Here is a 19,328-nt window from a genome sequence, read left to right as displayed (position 1 = left end):
ACTCAGCGCCCGGGAGACATGCAGGCATCGCCGCAGCACCGGGCGCTGAGTCTGTCTGCGGGGGCGCCGCTCAGTAGGCCAGCAGCGCGGCGCGTGCCGCCCTGGTCCGGATCAACAGGGCACGCTCGTCCTCGACGGCGAGCGGGTCTCGTCCGGTGATCGCCCGCTGGCGGACCGCGGCCAGAGCCGTCGCATCCTTGATGAATTCGCGCATCAGCGGCCGGCGGTCGCCGCGCAGCTGCGCGGCCCAGGCGAGCCCCACCTTGCGCCCGGCCGGCGTGGCCAGCATCGTGACCTCCTCCGGCGTGAACCAGCCGGCGGCCGCATACTCGGCCAGGCGGGCCCGGGTGAGCCGCGCCTCCTCCCTGCGCAAGGCGATGATCCCGAGGATGAAGCCGATGAACAGCGGCACCTGCAGGGTGAAGTAGAGGCCGAAGAAGTCCGCGAATGTGGCCGATCCGTTCCACAGCGCGTGCAGGAGGATCGCCCCGACCATGCCGAGCAGGCCGGCCCCGGCGGCCGCTCCGGCGGAGGCGTGCCGGCGGGCCACGAGGCCGATCGCGAATCCGGTCAGCGAGGTGAACATCGCGTGCGCGAACGGCGACAGCACCGCCCGCACGATGAACGTGACGCCGAGCTGCTCTCCGCCGCCCTCGATGAGGCTGATGGCGAAGTACTGGATGTTCTCGGTGAACGCGAAGCCTGCACCGACGAGCGCCCCGTAGACGACGCCGTCGACCGGCCCGTCGAAGGACCGCCGCGCGAGCAGGAAGATGAGGAAGACCCCGAGGCCCTTCCAGAACTCCTCGACGATGGGGGCCTGCACCACCGCCGAGAACTCCTCGGACCGGATGCCCAGCAGCATCGTGAGCCCGATGTCGACGAGGAGCGTGAGGCCGACGGCGGCGACCGCACCCCAGGCGATGGCGAACGCGACGAGGCGCTTGGGCTCGGGCTCCCAACGGTCGATCATGCGCACTCCGAGGAAGACGATCGTGAGCGGGATCACAGCCAGGACGAGCCCGATCACCGAGGCGGTCGGGCCGAGGGCCCAGCCGAAGTAGCCGATGAGTGCGAGCAGCAGGAAGCCGAGGAAGCCGAAGAGCCACAGCGAGATCGTGCGGCCCTTCTTGTTCGGCACCGGGAGAGCCGGCAGCGACTCCGCGGGCGACGGCGCGACCGGCGCCGGCGGTGTGTAGGGCGTGGGTTGCGCGAGAGCCGACGCATAGCCCGGCTGCTGTCCGTAGGACGGCGGCAGGTAGGGCGATTGCGCGTACTGCGCGGCGGAGTACGCCGAGGGCTGTGGTGGTGTCCCCGCCGGGGGCGTGTATCGGGCGGGCTGCTGGGGGTCGGACGGTCCTCCGGAGGTCATGGTCAAAGCTTATGGGGCACAAGCTTGCGCGCCGGGCTCTGGGGGCTTCCTCCACCCGACCGGCCGCAGGCACCCGGTAGCGTAGAACCATGCGGTTCGCTCACCTGCGCCGTCCAGACTCCTCCCGTGCGGTTCTCGCCGTGGTGGAGGGCTCGGACGCCATCCTCGTCTCCGATCTCCTGTCCGACGCGCCTGCCACCCTGCAGCAGCTGATCGAGCGAGGGGACGCCGGACTCGACGAGCTCCGCGCCGCCCTCCGCGACGGCACGGCCCCGCGCCACCCGCTGACCGACTGGGGTTTCGCCTCCGCGGTCATCGCGCCGCCGGCGGTGCTCGCCGTCGGGCTCAACTATGCCGCCCACTCCAGCGAGCTCGGCCTCAAGACCGACGCCGCGCCGACCGTGTTCACCCTGTGGCCCAACTCGCTCACCGGTCACGATCAGACCACCTCCTGGCCGCGGAGCCTCAGCGAGGCCGTCGACTACGAGGCCGAGCTGGGCGTGCTCATCGGCACCCCCGCGAAGGACGTCCCGGAGGCGGACGCCCTCGCGCACGTCTGGGGTTACACCGTGGTCAACGACATCACCGCCCGGAACATCCAGTTCTCCGAGGCGCAGTGGTCCCGTTGCAAGTCGTTCGACGGCTTCACCCCCACCGGCCCGTTCGCGGTGACCGCCGACGAGATCGCCGACCCGCAGGACCTCCACATCTGGACCGTCGTCGACGGGCACACCGTGCAGGACGCCAGCACCGACCAGATGGTGCGTTCGGTGGCGAAGCTCATCGCGCACCTCTCCCAGTCGCTCACGCTGCTGCCCGGCACCCTGATCTCGACGGGCAGCCCCGGCGGCGCCGGCTACTCCCGCGACCCGCAGATCTTCCTCCGCGACCGCTCGACCGTCACGGTCGGCATCGACGGGATCGGCGAGCTCACGACGCACTGCCGCATCCTCGACTGACACCAGGACGCGACGAAGGGGACGGGAGCTCGAGCTCCCGTCCCCTTCCCGTATCCGGTGGACGCTCAGATCTGGATGAGGTCGTCCGGGGTGACGATCGGGATGGCCGCGGTGACCGCCTCCAGGCCCGACAGGCGGGCAGGAGAGAGCTGCTTGGTCACCTCGTCGCGGGACATGAGCCCGGCCTCGACCACCAGGTCGGCGACGTTGCGGTTGGTCAGCAGAGCCGTCTTGGCCAGAGCCGCGGCCGCCGCGTAGCCGATGAAGGGCGTGAGCGCCGTGATGACGCCGACCGACGCGCCGACCATCGCGCCCAGACGGTCGCGGTTGGCGGTGATGCCCTCGACGCAGTTCACGCGCAGCGTCCACATCGCCTGACGCATCCAGGTGATCGACTGGAAGATCGAATGCGCGATGACGGGCTCGAAGGCGTTGAGCTGGAGCTGCCCGCCCTCGACGGCCATGGTCACCGTCATGTCGGCGCCGACGACCGCGAAGGCCACCTGGTTCACGACCTCCGGGATCACCGGGTTGACCTTCCCGGGCATGATGCTGGAACCGGCCTGCCGTGCGGGCAGGTTGATCTCGCCGAGGCCCGCCTGCGGACCGGACGACAGCAGCCGCAGGTCGTTGCAGATCTTCGAGAGCTTGATGGCGTTGCGCTTGAGCGACGACGAGAACGACATGAAGGCGCCCGTGTCGCTCGTGGACTCGACGAGGTCGGTGGCCGTCTCGAGGTCGAGCCCCGTGATCTCGCGCAGGTGCTTCAGCACGGCCGGCGCGTAGTCGGGGTGGGTGGTGATGCCGGTGCCGATCGCGGTCGCGCCCATGTTGATCTCGAACATGAGCGAGGCGTTCTCGGTGAGGCGGCTGTGATCCTCGCCCAGGGTCGTGGCGAAGCCATGGAACTCCTGGCCGAGCGTCATGGGCACCGCGTCCTGGAGCTGGGTCCGGCCGACCTTGAGGATGTCGTGGAACTCCCCCGCCTTGCCGAGGAACGCCACGCGCAGGGCGTCCAGTTCGTCGAGAAGCGAACGCAGCGTCAGCGACAGGCCGATCTTGACCGCCGTCGGGTAGACGTCGTTGGTCGACTGGCTGCGGTTCGTGTGGTCGATCGGAGAGAGGAAGGCGTAGTCACCCTTCTCGCGTCCGGCCATCTCAAGCGCGATGTTGGTGATGACCTCGTTCGCGTTCATGTTCGTCGAGGTGCCGGCACCACCCTGGATGACGCCGACGGTGAACTGATCGTGGAACTCGCCGTCGATGACGCGCTGCGCCGCGCGGTCGATGAGGTCGGCGCGCTCGGCGTCGAGGACCCCGATCTCCTTGTTGGCCCTCGCGCTGGCCTGCTTCACCATCGCGAGCGCGATCACCAGTTCGGGGTACACCGAGATGGGGCGCTTCGTGATCGGGAAGTTCGCGTCGGCGCGGGCGGTATGGATCCCCCAGTACGCCTCGGCGGGAATCTCCATGCTCCCCAGCGAATCGGTCTCGGTACGGGTATTGGCGGGCGCGGCAGAAGCCATGTCACATCCTCGTGGGTCGTGGCGAACGGAAAGGTCGGGGGATGCGTCCAGTCTACGCCGGTCCCTGCGGGGGTTTTCTGGAGAACGCCTCCAGGCGCCCTTCCGGCGTCAGCGCCGCCATGCGGGCGACCCACTCCTCGGAGAAGTAGTCGCCGGTCGGCGCATCGACCACCGGGACGACGGTGTGCGTGATGGTCTCCGGCCGCACGTGCACGAGCTGGAACGCCTGGGCGGCGTCCATGCCGTTCACCTCAGACGCGGGGCGCGCGACGTTCATCGTGTAGCAGGTGGCGGACGCCACGCTCACCGGGACGCCGGCGAACAGCCCGTGCGAGGAGTAGTGCAGGTGACCGGCGAGGATGCCGCGGACGTCGGTGCCCCGGATGACGGCGGCCAGCTCGTCCTGATGCCGCAGCTCGAGGATGTCGAACAGCGGCAGATGGCTGGGCAGCGGCGGGTGGTGCATCGCCAGGAGCGTGCCGTGCGGCGCCGGCTCGGCGAGGACCTCGGCGAGCCACGCGAGCTGCGCCGGGTCGAGGTCGCCGTGATGCCACCCGGGAACGCTCGTGTCGAGGGCCACCAGACGCAGCCCGTCGAGATCCCACACCCCGGTGACCGGCTCTTCCGTGGGCTCGGCATCGAGGAGGACCTCGCGCAGCACCGGGCGCTCGTCATGGTTGCCCGCGACCCAGACCACGGGAGCGCCGAGTTCGGCGGCGACCGGCTCGATCGCCGCACGCAGCCGGCGGTACGCATCCGGCTCGCCGAGGTCTGCGAGGTCCCCGGTGATCACGATGGCGGCGGGAGCGGGATGCACGGCGCGGATCGCCTCGAGCGTCCGCGCGAACGTGCGCTCGACGTCGTACCGTCCCCCCAGCGCCGCACCTCCGGCGAGGAAGTGCGGATCGCTCACATGGATCAGGACGTGGGAGGCGGGGGCGTACCGACCGAAGACCGGTGGTGTTCCCTTCGCTGCGGACATGTCCTCAGCCTACGGCCGGTCACCGACGCACCCGGCGCACCGCGGACTCAGTGGCCGATCACGATCAGGAGGATGCCGGCGATGACCGCGGCGGCGCAGAGCACGAAGCAGCCGTAGGCGCCCACGAGCGCGAGGGTCTTCTGTCCTTCGGTGAGCGGACTCTTCTTCGCTGCCTTCGCCGCCTGCTTGGCGGCCCGCTTGAGCTCCTTCTCCGAAATCACCGTGATGGCGTCGGTGAACTCCGCGGGGCTCACGACGGGCGCCCGCCCGCTGCGCACGAGCAGACGCAGGCCCAGGGCGTAGAAGGTGACGATGGCGGCGGCGCCGATGAGCGCAGCGGCGAACACCTGCAGGAAGGCGATCCAGTCGATCGTGACGTTCATGCCGAGTCCCCGTTCTGCGACGCGTCGGACGACGAGGCGCTGCCGGTCTTCGCGGCCTTCGCGTCCGCCTTGGCTTTGGCCTTCTTCTTCGCCTTGTCCTTCGCCTCGGCCTTCGCCTTCTCCTTGGCCTCGGCACGGGCCTTCGCCTCCGCCTTCGCCTGGGCGATGCGCTGCTGGCGACGCGTGGGCGGCGGGGTGTCGGGAACCTCGACGGCGAGGTGGGATTCGGCGACGTCGCTCATGGCGTTGGCCGGCGTGACGGCGTTGCGCCGAGAGCGCATGTACAGCCCGAGGATGATCGCCACCGCGAGGATGGCGTCGATGGCGACGCCCCACGGGCCGAGCCACACGACGAGCAGTGCCGCCAGGGCGCCGACGCCTCCGGCCGCGGGCAGGGTCAGCAGCCAGCCGACGCCGATGCGACCTGCCGTCCGCCAGCGGACCGTGGACCCGCGGCGACCGAGGCCCGATCCGATAACCGATCCCGAGGCCACCTGGGTGGTGGAGAGGGCGAAGCCGAGGGCGCTGGAGGCGAGGATCGTCGCGGCCGTCGAGCTCTCCGCCGCGAAGCCCTGAGCCGGCTTGACGTCGGTCAGGCCCTTGCCCAGCGTGCGGATGATGCGCCAGCCGCCGAGGTACGTGCCGAGGGCGATCGTGAACGCACAGGCGATGATGACCCAGAGCTCGGGCTCGTGGTGCGCACCGGACTGCCAGCCGACGGTGATCATGGCGAGCGTGATGACGCCCATCGTCTTCTGTGCGTCATTCGTGCCGTGTGCGAGGGCGACGAGGGAGGACGTGAAGATCTGACCCCAGCGGAATCCGTCCCGTCCGTCCGGCTTGCCGTCGTAGCGACGAGTGACCGAGTAGGCGATCTTCGTCGCGACGTACGCGATGATGCCGGCCGTGATGGGGGCGATGAGGGCGGGGAGGACGATCTTCGACAGCACGGCGCCGAAGTCGATGCCGCCGAGACCGGCGCCGACGAGCGTCGCGCCGATCAGTCCGCCGAAGAGCGCGTGGGACGAGCTCGACGGCAGGCCGAGCAGCCACGTCAGCATGTTCCAGGTGATGGCGCCGATGAGCCCGGCGAAGATCAACGAGAGGAACAGCTCCGCTCCCGCGGCGATGATCGCATCCTCCTGGATGATGCCGCCGGAGATGGTCTTGGACACCTCGGTCGACAGGAAGGCGCCGACGAGGTTGAGGAGAGCGGCCAGGAGGACCGCTGTCTTGGGCTTGAGCGCTCCGGTCGCGATGGGCGTGGCCATCGCGTTCGCGGTGTCGTGAAACCCGTTCGTGAAATCGAAGAAGAGTGCCAGCGCGATGACGAGCACGACGATGAGGGCTGCGGTTTCCACCGTTCGCTTTCGGTCTTGAGGAAGAGGGAGATGTCGACGGGATCGACGTGACGAACGAAGAGTTCACCGTGGGTTTGACTTCCGTTTACCGGCCCCGGTAAATCCTGCCACCGTCCCCCGTGCCGGTCAACTCGACCTGGGATAGCGTGGGACGGTGACTGACGCCCCGATCGCCGCCCGCCGTTCCACCCTCCGCACGCATCACGGCGACACGGTCGACGACCCGTACGAGTGGCTGCGCGCCAAGGACTCCCCCGAGGTCATCGCACACCTGGAGGCGGAGAACGCGCACACCGAGGCCGAGACTGCGCACCTCGCCGCGCTCCGCGAGACGCTGTTCCAGGAGATCAAGGGACGGGTTCAGGAGACCGACCTCTCGGTGCCGACACGGCGTGGAGACTGGTGGTACTACAGCCGCACCGAGGAAGGCGCGCAGTACGGCATCCACTGTCGCGCCGCCGCCGTCGAAGGCGATTGGACGCCGCCGAATCTCGAGCCGGGGGTGCCCGTGCCCGGCGAGGTGGTGCTGCTGGACGGCAACGTCGAGGCCGAAGGGCACGAGTTCTTCTCCCTCGGCGCGTTCGACACCTCCGACGACGCGACGAAGCTGCTGTGGTCGACGGACTTCGAGGGCGACGAGCTCTACACGGTCCGCGTCCGCGATCTGGAGACGGGCCTCACCCTGGACGATGAGATCCCGAACACCGGAGGCGCGTTCTTCACCCCGGACGGCACCGGCATCCTCTACACGACGCGCGACGATGCGTGGCGCCCCGACACTCTGTGGCTGCACCGGCTGGGGACTCCGGTGTCGGACGACATCAAACTCTTCCACGAACCCGACGAGAAGTTCTGGCTCGGCGCCGGGATCACGCGGAGCCGGCGCTACCTCGTGATCGGTGTGGGCTCCAGCATCACGAGCGAGGAGTACCTCGTCGACCTCGCCGGCGACATCACCGCGGAGCCGCGCACGGTGTGGCCGCGGCGCGAAGGCGTGGAGTACTCGCTCGAGCACGCGGTGGTGGACGGTGAGGACCGGCTCCTCATCCTGCACAACGACGACGCCCTGGACTTCGAACTCGTCTCCGTAGCGGCGGACGACCCGCAGGGCGAGCGCCGCGTCGTCGTCGCCCATCAGCCAGGACGGCGACTGCTCGGAGTGGACGCCTTCCGCGACTTCGCCACGGTGGAGTATCGCAGCGAGGGCCTCGAGCGCGTGGGCCTCCTGGACTACGCGACCGACACGGTGGAGGAGCTGCGGTTCGACGAGCCCCTCTACTCCGCGGGGGTCAGCGGCAACCCGGAATGGCACTCCCCCTTCCTGCGACTCGGGTACACGTCGTTCGTCACGCCGGGCACGGTGTACGAGCTCGACCTCGCGACGCGGGAACTCGTGTTGCGCAAGCAGGTGACGGTGCTCGGCGGCTACGACCCCGCCGACTACGGACAGCGTCGGGAGTGGGCCACCGCGGAGGACGGCACCCGCGTGCCGATCTCCCTCGTGTGGAAGCGCTCCTTCGGCGAGCCCGGTGCGACCACGCGTCCCGTCCACCTCTACGGCTACGGCTCGTACGAGCACTCCATCGACCCGGGCTTCTCGGTCGCACGGCTCTCGGAGCTGGACCGCGGTGTCGTCTTCGCCGTGGCGCATGTGCGCGGAGGCGGCGAGATGGGTCGGCAGTGGTACGAAGAGGGCAAGCTCCTGCACAAGCGGAACACCTTCACGGACTTCGTCGCCTGCGCCCGGCACCTCGTCGACGAGGGGACGACCACCCCGGCCCAGCTCGTCGCGGAGGGCGGCAGTGCCGGGGGTCTGCTGATGGGCGCGGTCGCCAACCTCGCCCCGGAGCTCTTCGCCGGCATCCTCGCGGGTGTGCCGTTCGTCGACGCGCTAACGACGATCCTCGACCCGTCGCTCCCCCTCACCGTGATCGAGTGGGACGAATGGGGCGACCCGCTGCACGACCCCGAGGTCTACGCGTACATGAAGTCGTACACGCCGTACGAGAACGTGCGCGACGGCGTGGAGTATCCGCGGATCCTCGCGGTGACCTCGCTGAACGACACCCGGGTGCTCTACGTGGAGCCGGCGAAGTGGGTCGCCCGACTGCGGGAGGCCGGCGCGAAGGACGTGCTGCTGAAGTGCGAGATGGTCGCGGGGCACGGGGGCGTGAGCGGACGGTACAACTCCTGGCGCGAGCGGGCGTTCGAGCTCGCCTGGCTCCTCGACACCCTCCACCTCGCCTGACCCGCGACATCAGGCACTCGCGCGGCATCAGGCGCCTGCGCGCTGACCTGGCCTGAACTCGCGCGCGCGCCTGTGCTCACGGGGCGCGACGCCGGCACAGGCTCCCGCGGGGCGTCAGGCACGCGCGGGGCGTCAGGCGCCCATGCCTGTCCTGGCCTGAAGTCGCGTGATGGCCTGTGCTCACGACCGAGCACTGCTCCTGCACAGGCCGAGAGTTCCGGGACGCGCCTCCCCATCCGCGGTGGCGTGGTGAAGCGCGGCAGCGGGAACCCGCAGGGTGGAGGAGTGACACGCACACGGGTGGAGAGCTGGGTCCGGGAGCAGGGAGGATCCGCGCATTCGTCGCGCGTGCGCGAGGCGGGCTTCACCGAGTACCAGATGCGTCGGGCGGTGCGGGAAGGGACGCTCAAGCGCGTGCGCCGGTCGTGGCTGCTCGTCCCTGAGGTCGATCCACGGCGCAGGGCCGCAGCATCCGTGGGCGGAAGGGTCACCTGCGTGAGCGCGGCGGCCCTCGCCGGATGGTGGGATGTCGGGGCCGCGGAGGTGCACGTCGCCCTCCCCCGCACCGCCTCTCGATTCGATCGCGTCGGCGTCCAGGTGCACTGCGCACAGGGGCCCGTTCCGGTGCATCCGCGGGCGGCGGTCGATCCTGTCCTAGGCGTCCTGTTCCAGGTCGCGCGATGCCGGCCGTTGATCGAGGCCCGCGCGATCTGGGAGTCCGCCGTCCGCCACGGGGCCGTGGAACTGGACACCCTCGCACGCGTCCGGTGGCGGTGCGATGCCGCGAACCGCCTCGCTCGAACCGTCCGCGGCCGGTCGGACTCCGGTCCCGAGACGGTCTTCGTCGAACGGATGCGCGCGGTCGGCATCGACGTGCGACAGCAGGTGTGGGTCGACGGCCATCCGCTCGACGGTGTCATCGGCGAACGGCTCGCCATCCAGATCGACGGCTTCCGCCACCACAGCGCCGCGGGCGACCGGCGACGCGACCTCGCTGCCGACGCAAGGCTCGCACTCCGCGGCTACACGGTCCTCCGCTTCGACTATCACCAGGTCATGGTCGACGACCGTCATGTCGAGGACACCGTCCTGGCCGCGCTCGCGCAGGGGCTCCATCGCGCAGACCATCGAGCGACGGGTCGCGGATAGCGGACCGAACACAAGCACAGGCCCTCACGCGAGTTCAGGCAAGAAAGACAGCAAGACGCCTGAAGCCACGCGAGAGCCTGAAGCCGGGCGGAGGTCAGCCGAAGAGGGCGGCGGCCTCGTCGTAGCGGTAGCGCGGCACCGTGTTCAGCTCGCCGAGAGCATCGGCGAACGGGACGCGGACGATGTCGGTGCCCTGCATCGCGACCATCTGCCCCCAGGCGCCGTCAACGATGGCGTCTGCGGCGTGCAGGCCGAGGCGGGTCGCGAGGACGCGGTCGAACGCCGACGGCGAGCCGCCGCGCTGGATGTGGCCGAGGATCGTGGCGCGGGTCTCGATGCCCGTGATCCGCTCGATCTCGGGGGCGAGCAGGTCGCCGATGCCGCCCAGCCGCGGTCGGTTGAACGCGTCCAGGCCCTTGTCGCTGTAGGCCTCGTCCATGCCGGCGAGCTTGAAGCCCTCGGAGACGACGACGAGCGGTGCGCGACCGCGATCGTGGGCGCTCGTGACGAGAGCGGTGATCTCGTCCAGCGACATCGGCACCTCGGGGATGCAGATGACGTGGGCCCCGGCGGCCATCCCGGCATGCAGCGCGATCCAGCCGACGTGACGACCCATGACCTCGGCGACCATGCAGCGCTGGTGGGAGTCACCCGTGGTGCGGAGCCGGTCCATGGCGTCCGTGGCGATGTTCACGGCGGTGTCGAAGCCGAAGGAGTAATCCGTGGCCCGGAGGTCGTTGTCGATCGTCTTCGGAACGCCGAGCACCTTGATGCCGTCCTTGGCGAGACGGTCCGCCGCCGCGAGGGTGCCTTCGCCGCCGATCGCGACGATGCCGTCGATCTTGTGGCCGTAGAGCGTCTTCGCGATGTTCTCCGCACCGCCGCGCTCCCCCTCGTACGGGTTGGTGCGGCTGGTGCCGAGGATAGTGCCACCCACCTTGGACAGGCCCTTCACCTCGTGTCGGGTCAGGGGCATGAAGTCGCCCTCGACGACGCCGCGCCATCCGTCGCGGATGCCGACGAACTCGAGGTCGTAGGTCGTGGTGCCCTTGAGCACGATGCCGCGGATGACCGCGTTGAGTCCGGGGCAGTCGCCGCCGCTCGTCAGGATGCCGATTTTCATGCTGCTGCCTTCGGAGGTCGAGGGATGGGGGTGAGGCGACAGTGCCTGCGATCGACACTAGCGCGCCGCCCCCTCGCGTGGCCATTCGAGCGCGTCGAAAACCCGCGATCTTGACGGCCGCAGCGACCGATGCCGACGAAGTTCGCGTCGCGACAGGAACTTCCGCCTGCAGCAGCGTTAAGAACTCTTGTTCTTGACGCTCGCTCAGCGGCCGCCGAGAGCCTCGCGCAGAAGATGCATCAGCGCGGCCAGCTGCACCGACTCGCTGGCGGTCTCCTCCGTCGCCTCGCCGTCCAGCGCGCGGGCCGCGAGCCCCTGCTTCTGGTCGATGAGCTCCGCGATCTTCGTGTCGATCGTGTGGGCGGCGATGATCCGCCACGCCGTGACGGGCTCGTCCTGTCCGATGCGGTGCACGCGGTCGATGGCCTGCGTCTGCTCGGCCGCGGTCCACGACAGCTCCGCGAGCACGACGTTCGACGCCGCCTGCAGGTTGAGGCCGACGCCGGCCGCCGTGAGCGAGCACACCGCGATGCCGACCTCGGGGTCGCCGTTGAAGTCGTCGATGGCCTGCTGCCGTGCTGTGTTCGTCTGGTCACCGCGGATGGACACCGCGCGGATGCCGGCCGAAGCGAAGTGCGCCTCCGCCTGGTCCATGACGTCGATGTGCTTCGCGAAGAACACGACCTTGCCGACCGAACGCTGCAGCTGCGCGGCGTAGTCCGCGGCCAGAAGCGCCTTCGCCTGACCGATGCGGCGCACCATGGTGAAGACGTTGTCTCCCCCGGTGCCGGCCGCCTTCGACTCCTCGAGCTCGTTCTGCGCGACGAGACGGACGATGTCGTCGTCGATCTCGCCCGGGGCGAGGCCGCGGTCGCCGCGTGCCTCGATGATGCGACGGTAACGGGCGGCCAGCCGCTCCCCCAGCTCGCGCTCGGCCTGGCGGATACTGCGGCCGAACTCGTCGTCGAGCTGCACGGGCAGATCGGCGATCAGCTTGTCGGGCAGATCGGCGGCGACGTCCTTCTTCTTCCGTCGCACGATGCCCATCGAGATCACCGCGTCGCGGGCCTCCGGGTAGAAGGCCTTGTCGGCAGGCGTCAGTCCCGTCGCGTCGAGCTTCTCCATGAGCTCCGGTCCGGGCTTCTCGCCGTTCGTCCAGCCGAGGAAACGCCAGATGGCGTCGAAGTCCTCGACGTCGTTGATGAGCGGGGTACCGGTGAGCGCGAGCATGAGCGGATCATGCCCCGGCGTGCGCTCGCGCACTTGCGCGGCGAGCGAGAGCACGTTCTGCGAGCGCTGCGACGAGAGGTTCTTGATGAAGTGCGCCTCATCGACGACCATGCCGCGCAGGCCGATCGACGCCAGCCACGACATGTGACGGTCGAGGATCTCGTAGTTCACGATGAACACGTCGGCGAAGGCGTCGATGTCATCGCCGTCGCCCTGGATGACCGTGGCACGACGCTGCGGCGTCCACCGCTCGACCTCGCGCGCCCAGTTCATCTTCACGACGTTGGGCACGACGACCAGCAGCGGATAGGCGCCGGCGACGGAGGCCGCGAGCACCGACTGCGCCGTCTTGCCGAGGCCCGGCTCGTCGGCGAGCAGGAAGCTGCGGTGCCCGGCGCGGACGGCCTCGAGGAAGCGCGACTGGTGCACCATGATCTCGCGGCCCTTGGGCGAGAGGTGATCGAACTCGGGGGCCGGGGGAAGCTCCATCGACGCCGCGGCACCGCCCGCACCCGTCTCGAATGCCTTGTACAGCGGCCCCATGAGCTCCCAGCCGTCGAGACGGCGGCGCGGCGTGCTGGCCGGACGCGGCGTCAGGTCGGGCGCCAGGAACGGGTTGGCGAGCTGGCGGGCCTCGACCGACGGCGGGGTGACCTGACGCTCCGCGATGGCCGCCGGCACCACCGACACCTGTACGGGCGCGGGGTCGGCGATGATGAGCTCCTCCGGGGGAAGCTCGGCGCCGGACTCGAGCAGCCAGTCGCGACGCATCCGCTTGGCGACCGGCGAGGTGGCCTGGTCGGCCTCGAGCAGCTGGATGAGCGAGGTGTCCCGAGCGGCCGTCTTCGCGAGGATCGTCGCGACACCGTCGAGCCGCTTGAGCAGCTCCGCGCGGGCCGCATCGGTGATCTCGGTGTCGGCCTTGACCCTGGCGCGCTCCTCGCGCACCAGGAACGCGATCACCTGGAACTTCGTGCGGTTCGTGGGGCCCAGCTTGCCGCGCTGGGACTTCGCCTCGATCTCGCGCACCTTGCGCGCGAGGATCGGGATGAGGGGTGCCTCGTCGTCGCGACGGGACGTCTTCTTGCGCCGCGGGGCGGCGGTTGCCGTGGTCGGCATGCTCCTCCTGAGCCTGAAGGGCTCCGGCTCCCTCAGGGAGCCGTGAGCCGTTCTCGTCGTCCGCGTGTGGCGTGAGCCAGGACCGTGCGGACTGTGGATCGGTGTTCCCGCCGGAGCACGCGATACGTGCGGGACCGGTGGGAGCCTGATGCCATTCTATGCCATCCCGGCCCCCGGCCGCGGAAGCAGGGTGCCGCCGTGTTACACGGGTTCGTCGAGGATGGCCGCGGCCTGCGCGACGTCGGCGGCCATCTGCGTCATCAGCTTCTCGATGCCCTCGAACGCGACCATGCCGCGCAGCCGCTCGACGAACTCGACCGTCACGTCATGACCGTAGAGGTCGAGACCGGTCTCCCCCAGCACATGGGCCTCGACCTGACGCACGAGCACGTCGTCGAAGGTGGGGTTCGTTCCCACCGAGATCGCCGACGGATGCCGGATCCCCGTGTCGTGGTCGACGAGCCATCCGGCGTAGACGCCGTCGGCGGGCACGAACGCGTCGACGATCGTGGAGAGGTTCGCGGTCGGGAAGCCGAGCTCGCGTCCGCGCTTCAGACCGTGGACCACGACGCCGCGCACGTCGGGATACCGTCCGAGCCCGCGAGTGGCCTCGGCGACATCCCCCGCCATCAACAGCTCGCGGATCCAGCTCGACGAGACCCGTCTGCTGGAACCCGGAAGGTAGACGTCGTCCACGACCTCGACCGTGAAGCCGTAGCGGGGGCCGAGTGCGCGCAGCAGCTCGGGCGTTCCTGCACCCCGGTGCCCGAAGCGGAAGTCGGCACCGACGAGCACGGTGGACACGTGCAGCGCGCCGACGAGGATGTCGACGACGAAGTCCTCGGCGCTGCGGGCGGCGAGCGTCTCGTCGAACGTGAGCACGAGCGTCGCGTCGAGTCCGAGCTCGCTGAGGAGTTCCAGCTTGCGGTCGACGGTCACGACGTTCTCGGGGCACCGGTCCGGACGGATCACGGCGAGCGGGTTGCGGTCGAACGTCACCGCGACGGCACGGCTCCCCGAGGCTGCGGCGGCCTCCTCCAGACGGCGGATGACCGCCCGGTGCCCCTCGTGCACGCCGTCGAACTTCCCGATGGCGACGGCGCTGGGGCCGTAGCCGTCCGGGACCTCGTCCGGATTCCGGAACACGATCACGCGGCGACCTCGACCGGACGCGCGGCCTCGACGGGCCGGTGCGTGCGGAGCCACCAGATCCCGAAGACCGGGAGGACGAGAGGGATGAAGAGGTAGCCGCGCCCGAACAGCGACCACACGGTCTCGTGCTGGAAGAGTTCAGGGAGGACGAGGCTGAGCACGCCGACGACCAGGACACCGGTGAGCTCGAAGACGATCGCGACCCACGCGACGGTGTACCAGCCCCGACGCCGCGCGAAGACGAGCGCGAGCGTCGCCAGGACGTACACGACCGCGGCGAGCGCAGACAGCGTGTAGGCCAGCGGGGCCTCGTCGAATCGACGGACGATCTGCACGAAGCTGCGCCCGGTGGCCGCCAGCGCCATCACGGCGTAGACGATCACCAGGACACGACCGATACCGGTCATCCGGGTGGAGGGGGCGGTGGAGCTCATAGCGCATTCCATCCTAGAGCCGGGTGAGCCGCCCGGCGTCCGCTCCCGGCCCGCGCTCAGGCGACCTGGATCGTCCAGATGACCTGCATGCGCCACAGCATGATCGCGATCGCGAGGGCGGCCACGCCGAGAACGACAGTGCTCCACCGGCTGCGCTCCATGAGGGCCCAGAGCACCGCACCGATCGGGAGCAGAGCCGCCGAGACGAGATACACCCAGAACTCCAGCAGGTCCCCGGTCGGCGGATTCCCCGCGAGGGGCGCGACGATGGCGACCACGACCTGCACGAGCAGCAGCAGCTCGACGAGCGCGAGTGCGCCCACCGAGAAGTCGCTGGGGCGCCGACCGGCGAACCCGGCACCGAGGCAGAAGAGCCCGGCGGCGACGGCGACGACGATCTCCACGATCGTGAACCACAGGATCATCGGGAGACCTCCGGCATGTTCATGGCGCTCTTCACATCGGCGCCGCGCTTCTCGACGATCCCCACCAGCGCGCCGTCGTCCTCGATGGCCGCGGCGAGCGGACCGTCCAGGCGCACCGCCTGCCCCGCCAGACGCTTGCCGTGGCGCAGATCGCGGGCCTCGTCCGCCGTGACGGGGAGGACGGGGAGGACGCGAGCGGCGGCCTGGCCGGGGGTGAGCACGGGAGCGGTGTCGAGCGCGTCGATCGACACCGCGTCGCGCACGTCGAACGGGCCGACGCGGGTGCGGCGGAGCGCCGTCAGGTGACCGCCGACGCCGAGGGCAGCGCCCAGGTCGCGGGCGAGCGAGCGGATGTAGGTGCCGGACGAGCAGTCCACCACGACATCGAGGTCGAGGGCGTGGTCGTCGCGGCGACGGGCGAGGACATCGAACCGGGAGACGACGACCTCCCGCGGCTCGAGGACGACCTCCTCCCCCGCACGGACCCGGTCGTACGCGCGACGACCGTCGACCTTGATCGCCGACACCGCGCTCGGGACCTGGGAGATCGCGCCCGTCAGCGCGGCCACCCCGGCATCGATCGCCGCGTCCTCGACAGCGACGAGGGCGGCGGGGTCCGCAGTGTGGAGGATCTCGCCCTCCGCGTCATCCGTGGAGGTGACGGCACCGAGCCGGATGGTCGCCTCGTAGGTCTTGTCGGCGCCCACGATGTACGTGAGGAGGCGGGTCGCGCCCTCGATGCCGATGACGAGCAGCCCCGTGGCCATCGGGTCGAGAGTCCCGGCGTGGCCGACCTTGCGGGTCCCGAAGGCCCGGCGGGTGCGGGCGACCACGTCGTGACTGGTCAGCCCGCCGGGCTTGTCGACGAGGAGGATACCGGGGGTCGCCATCCCTCCAGCCTACCGAGGCCGAGAGCGGCGACCGCTCGCCTAGGCTGGAGGGATGGCCGCGCCCGCACCGTCCCCTGCGACGTTGACGCCCCTGCTCGGCTGGTACGCCGAGGCGGCGCGCGACCTCCCGTGGCGCCGGCCGGACTTCCATGCCACGTTCGGCGCCTGGGGCGTCCTGGTGAGTGAGTTCATGCTGCAGCAGACGCCCGTGACCCGGGTGATCCCGCATCTCGACGCGTGGCTGACACGGTGGCCCACGCCCCGCGCGATGGCGACAGCGTCCACGGCGGACGTCGTGCACCAGTGGGCGAACCTCGGCTATCCGCGGCGGGCCCTGTGGCTGCACCGGGCCGCCATCGAGGTGGTCGAACGGCACGGAGGCGTCGTGCCGCGCGACGTCGACGCCCTCCTCGCCCTCTCCGGCATCGGCGACTACACCGCCCGTGCCGTGGCCGTCTTCGCGTACGGCGACCGACATCCCGTCGTCGACACCAATACACGGCGCGTCCTGGCACGAGCCGTCGATGGACGGGCACAACCGGGGCCACCATCCCGCCGCGACCTCGCTCTCATGTCCTCCCTGCTTCCCGAGGGGGTGACTGAGGCGAGCGTCCTCAACGCCGCGGCGATGGAACTCGGCGCGACGATCTGCACGTCGCGCGCGCCCCGGTGCGAGCGCTGCCCGCTGGCTGACACCTGCGCGTGGCTCGCAGCCGGCCGACCCGATACCGGAGACGAGCGACGGCGACAGGCCACGTTCGAGGGGTCGGACCGCCAGGCCCGCGGCGCCGTGCTCCGGCTCCTGCGCGATGCGGCCCCCGAGCCGGTTCCGCTCACGGCGGTCCTCCCGGCATGGCCCGACCTGCATCAGCGGGATCGGGCGATCGATTCCCTGATCGCAGACGGACTCGCGGAAGCGGACGGGGAGGGACTCTCGCTGCCGCGGTGAGCGCTGCTCAGAGGTACTGCTCGGTCCGGTGCGCCAACACGGTCAGCTCGACACGATTGCGCACGTGCAGCTTCGCGAACACGCGTCCGAGATGCACCTCGACCGTCCGGATCGACACCGACAGGCGCTCCGCGATCGCGCGGTTCCCCGTCCCTTCGACGGCGAGCATCGCGACCTCCAGCTCCCGCGACGTCAGCCGCTGCGCCCAGGCGCTCCGGCACACGGGGAGATGCGCGCCGCCCGTGACATGCGGGTCGGTCTCCAGCCGCTGCAGACGCCGGCGGACGGCACGCCCCCACGCGCTCGCCCCGGCGGCCTCGAACAGTATCTCGGCCTGCGCGAGGTGACTGCGGGCCTCGATCGGATCCCCGTGCAGCCCGGACCTGACCCCCAACAGCGTCTCGACACGGCCGCGGGCGAAGGGCGACCGAAGCCGTCGTGCCGCCTCTCGCAGGGTCTCCTGCTCCGTGCGCCAGGCACCGTCGCCGGACGCCGCGACGGCGTGACGCAGGGCGTCGGCGAACTCCGTCTCCGGTGGGCGCACCGCCGGTGACGCCCGTCCGGCCTCGGGGACGAGCACGACCTCCTCCACCCCCGGCACCGCGAAGCGCGCCTGCGGCTCCCCGCGATCCCGCCACAGCCCGATCGCACCGGCGGCCGCCTCGAAGGAGCCGTTCAGGAACGCCTCGACAGCGCGGTCCACCAGTACGTCCATGTCTGCGGCCGGAGGGAGCACGGCGGTGAGAGCCCTGGCGATCGGGCTGAAAGCGCCGAGGACCGCGAGATCGAGCCGCCGCGCCAGCACCACGCCGAGTCCCGCGAACGGGATCGCGACGGGGAGCTCGACCGCTGCCCGCCGCAGCAGCAGCCTGGCGCGACCGATGTCTCCCCGCCAGACCAGAAGCAGCACCTCGGTGACGATCCGGTAGGCCCGGCCCAGTGGGCTGTGCTCGAAACCGGGGATCATCGGATCGCGCTCCCCCACCCCGGGGAGATCCGCGGTCTGCAGCAGCCGCAGGCCCTCGTCGATGTCGCCGCCGCACGCGGCGAACAGCGCCCCCGACACGGCGCCCAGCAGCCCGCCGGCTCCTGGCACGTCACCCGTGACGACCTCCCCGGCGAGGAGGCCGCACAGCGACTCGACCGCGTCCCGCAGGACGCCGTCCCCGCCGACGCGCGAGGCACCGTCACGGACATCGGCGAGCCAGCGGCGCCCCGCCCTGCGGTCACCGCGCTCCGCGCACAGGATCGCCAGGAGCGCCGCGGACCGCGCCCAGGAGTCGCCGTCCGCCGTACGCAGCGGAGCGAGCCGCTGCGGATCGACGGCCGGCACCGCTCCGTACCGGAACGTGCGGGCGACGAGGAACGGTCCGAGCGCTCGCCCCCGACGGTGCTCGGCGGCACCGCAGACGAGGCTTCCCAACCATTCTTCGGCATCCGCCGCATGACCGCATGCGAGCGCCGCGCACCCGGCGAGCACTCGCGCTTCCTCGCCGATGTCGCCGGCCGCGTGCTTCGCGGCCTCGGCGGCGAGCAGCAGCACGCGTTCCGTGCGTCCCTCTGCGGCCGCGGCGCGGGCACCCGCCGTCAACGCCGCCGCGGACAGACGATCGCGGGCGGCGCCTCCACGGGCGCGATGCCAGGCCGCAGCCACCCGATCTCGCCGCCGGACGGCGACCGCGGCGAGGCGCGCGTGAGTATGCGCGACCTCAGCCGCCGACGCGGTCGCGTGCACTCGCGTCTCCATCCGGGGATCGGCGAACCGGACGCGTCCCGCGTGGATCACCAGGTAAGGCGAGGCGCCGCTCGCCCGCACCTCCTCCACGCCGCGCCCGTCCACCGCGAGGACCGGATAGAGGTCATCCTCGAACGCCAACGCCACGGTGAGCAGCAGCAGCCGGTCCGGGGTCGACAGCATGCCGAGAGGGACGGCATCGGCGGCGGACGGCAGCGGCCACGGCAGCCGGCCGAGACCTCGCCGCTGCTCCGGTGTGAGGCGGGCCGCCACCGCCATGACGGCAGCCTG

The 19,328-nt window shown here is 70.6% G+C and carries 16 protein-coding genes; 4 read left to right on the top strand and 12 right to left on the bottom strand.

Annotation, left to right across the window (positions count from 1 at the left end; genetic code table 11):
* Positions 1-70 precede the first annotated feature (70 nt).
* Positions 71-1,372: a PrsW family intramembrane metalloprotease gene (locus RI211_RS07145; RefSeq protein ID WP_315637020.1), complete on the bottom strand. Its 1,302-nt coding sequence runs from the start codon at positions 1,370-1,372 to the stop codon at positions 71-73.
* Positions 1,373-1,461: 89 nt separating this feature from the next.
* Between RI211_RS07145 and RI211_RS07140 the strand changes: the two genes are divergently transcribed.
* Complete coding sequence (locus tag RI211_RS07140) at positions 1,462-2,331, top strand: fumarylacetoacetate hydrolase family protein (protein ID WP_315637021.1); 870 nt, start codon at positions 1,462-1,464, stop codon at positions 2,329-2,331.
* Between the two features lie 65 nt (positions 2,332-2,396).
* Here RI211_RS07140 and RI211_RS07135 read toward each other — a convergent pair whose 3' ends face one another.
* Genes RI211_RS07135 through RI211_RS07120 form a run of 4 tightly spaced genes read right to left on the bottom strand, consistent with a single transcriptional unit; the run spans position 2,397 to position 6,583 of the window.
* Positions 2,397-3,857: an aspartate ammonia-lyase gene (locus tag RI211_RS07135; protein WP_187663860.1), complete on the bottom strand. Its 1,461-nt coding sequence runs from the start codon at positions 3,855-3,857 to the stop codon at positions 2,397-2,399.
* A gap of 52 nt (positions 3,858-3,909) precedes the next feature.
* A complete protein-coding gene (locus RI211_RS07130; protein WP_187663859.1) occupies positions 3,910-4,839 on the bottom strand; it encodes a phosphodiesterase in 930 nt (309 codons plus the stop codon).
* A gap of 47 nt (positions 4,840-4,886) precedes the next feature.
* The gene (locus RI211_RS07125) at positions 4,887-5,222 is read right to left on the bottom strand and encodes a peptidase (protein ID WP_187663858.1); all 336 of its coding nucleotides are present in this window, start codon (positions 5,220-5,222) and stop codon (positions 4,887-4,889) included.
* Positions 5,219-6,583, bottom strand: coding sequence for an inorganic phosphate transporter (locus RI211_RS07120; protein WP_315637022.1), 1,365 nt, complete (start codon positions 6,581-6,583; stop codon positions 5,219-5,221). Before RI211_RS07120 ends, RI211_RS07125 begins: the two co-directional genes overlap by 4 nt.
* A gap of 154 nt (positions 6,584-6,737) precedes the next feature.
* Here RI211_RS07120 and RI211_RS07115 point away from each other — a divergent pair, with 154 nt between their 5' ends.
* Positions 6,738-8,831 carry a S9 family peptidase gene (locus tag RI211_RS07115; protein WP_315637023.1) on the top strand — a complete coding sequence of 698 codons (2,094 nt, stop codon included), beginning with the start codon at positions 6,738-6,740 and terminating at the stop codon, positions 8,829-8,831.
* 285 nt (positions 8,832-9,116) lie between these two features.
* Positions 9,117-9,980 (top strand): DUF559 domain-containing protein, encoded by an 864-nt coding sequence (locus RI211_RS07110; RefSeq protein ID WP_315637024.1) that lies wholly within the window; start codon positions 9,117-9,119, stop codon positions 9,978-9,980.
* A 94-nt stretch (positions 9,981-10,074) separates the two neighbouring features.
* Here RI211_RS07110 and RI211_RS07105 read toward each other — a convergent pair whose 3' ends face one another.
* The 6 genes from RI211_RS07105 to truB all read right to left on the bottom strand — a co-directional run bounded on the left by RI211_RS07105 (position 10,075) and on the right by truB (position 16,353).
* Positions 10,075-11,103 carry a 6-phosphofructokinase gene (locus RI211_RS07105; protein WP_187663854.1) on the bottom strand — a complete coding sequence of 343 codons (1,029 nt, stop codon included), beginning with the start codon at positions 11,101-11,103 and terminating at the stop codon, positions 10,075-10,077.
* Between the two features lie 204 nt (positions 11,104-11,307).
* Positions 11,308-13,452 carry a DEAD/DEAH box helicase gene (locus tag RI211_RS07100; RefSeq protein WP_187663853.1) on the bottom strand — a complete coding sequence of 715 codons (2,145 nt, stop codon included), beginning with the start codon at positions 13,450-13,452 and terminating at the stop codon, positions 11,308-11,310.
* A 201-nt stretch (positions 13,453-13,653) separates the two neighbouring features.
* Entirely contained in the window at positions 13,654-14,604 is a 951-nt protein-coding gene (locus RI211_RS07095; RefSeq protein WP_315637025.1) for a bifunctional riboflavin kinase/FAD synthetase, read from the bottom strand.
* On the bottom strand, positions 14,601-15,038 hold the full coding sequence (locus RI211_RS07090; RefSeq protein WP_232089220.1) for a hypothetical protein: 438 nt from the start codon (positions 15,036-15,038) through the stop codon (positions 14,601-14,603). Before RI211_RS07090 ends, RI211_RS07095 begins: the two co-directional genes overlap by 4 nt.
* 56 nt (positions 15,039-15,094) lie before the next feature.
* On the bottom strand, positions 15,095-15,463 hold the full coding sequence (locus tag RI211_RS07085; RefSeq protein WP_187663851.1) for a hypothetical protein: 369 nt from the start codon (positions 15,461-15,463) through the stop codon (positions 15,095-15,097).
* Positions 15,460-16,353, bottom strand: a complete 894-nt coding sequence (gene truB, locus RI211_RS07080; RefSeq protein ID WP_315637026.1) for a tRNA pseudouridine(55) synthase TruB — start codon at positions 16,351-16,353, stop codon at positions 15,460-15,462. Before truB ends, RI211_RS07085 begins: the two co-directional genes overlap by 4 nt.
* Positions 16,354-16,405: 52 nt before the next feature.
* On the opposite strand from truB, the gene RI211_RS07075 reads away from it, so the two are divergent.
* Complete coding sequence (locus RI211_RS07075; RefSeq protein ID WP_315637027.1) at positions 16,406-17,302, top strand: iron-sulfur binding domain-containing protein; 897 nt, start codon at positions 16,406-16,408, stop codon at positions 17,300-17,302.
* Between the two features lie 7 nt (positions 17,303-17,309).
* On the opposite strand, the gene RI211_RS07070 is transcribed toward RI211_RS07075, so the two are convergent.
* Positions 17,310-19,316 carry a helix-turn-helix domain-containing protein gene (locus RI211_RS07070; protein WP_187663848.1) on the bottom strand — a complete coding sequence of 669 codons (2,007 nt, stop codon included), beginning with the start codon at positions 19,314-19,316 and terminating at the stop codon, positions 17,310-17,312.
* Between the last annotated feature and the right edge of the window lie 12 nt (positions 19,317-19,328).

The organism is Microbacterium meiriae (assembly GCF_032364335.1).
Lineage (GTDB): Bacteria > Actinomycetota > Actinomycetes > Actinomycetales > Microbacteriaceae > Microbacterium > Microbacterium meiriae.
The sequence above is the reverse complement of the archived record's forward strand: the minus strand, read 5'-3'. Positions and strand labels throughout refer to the sequence as shown.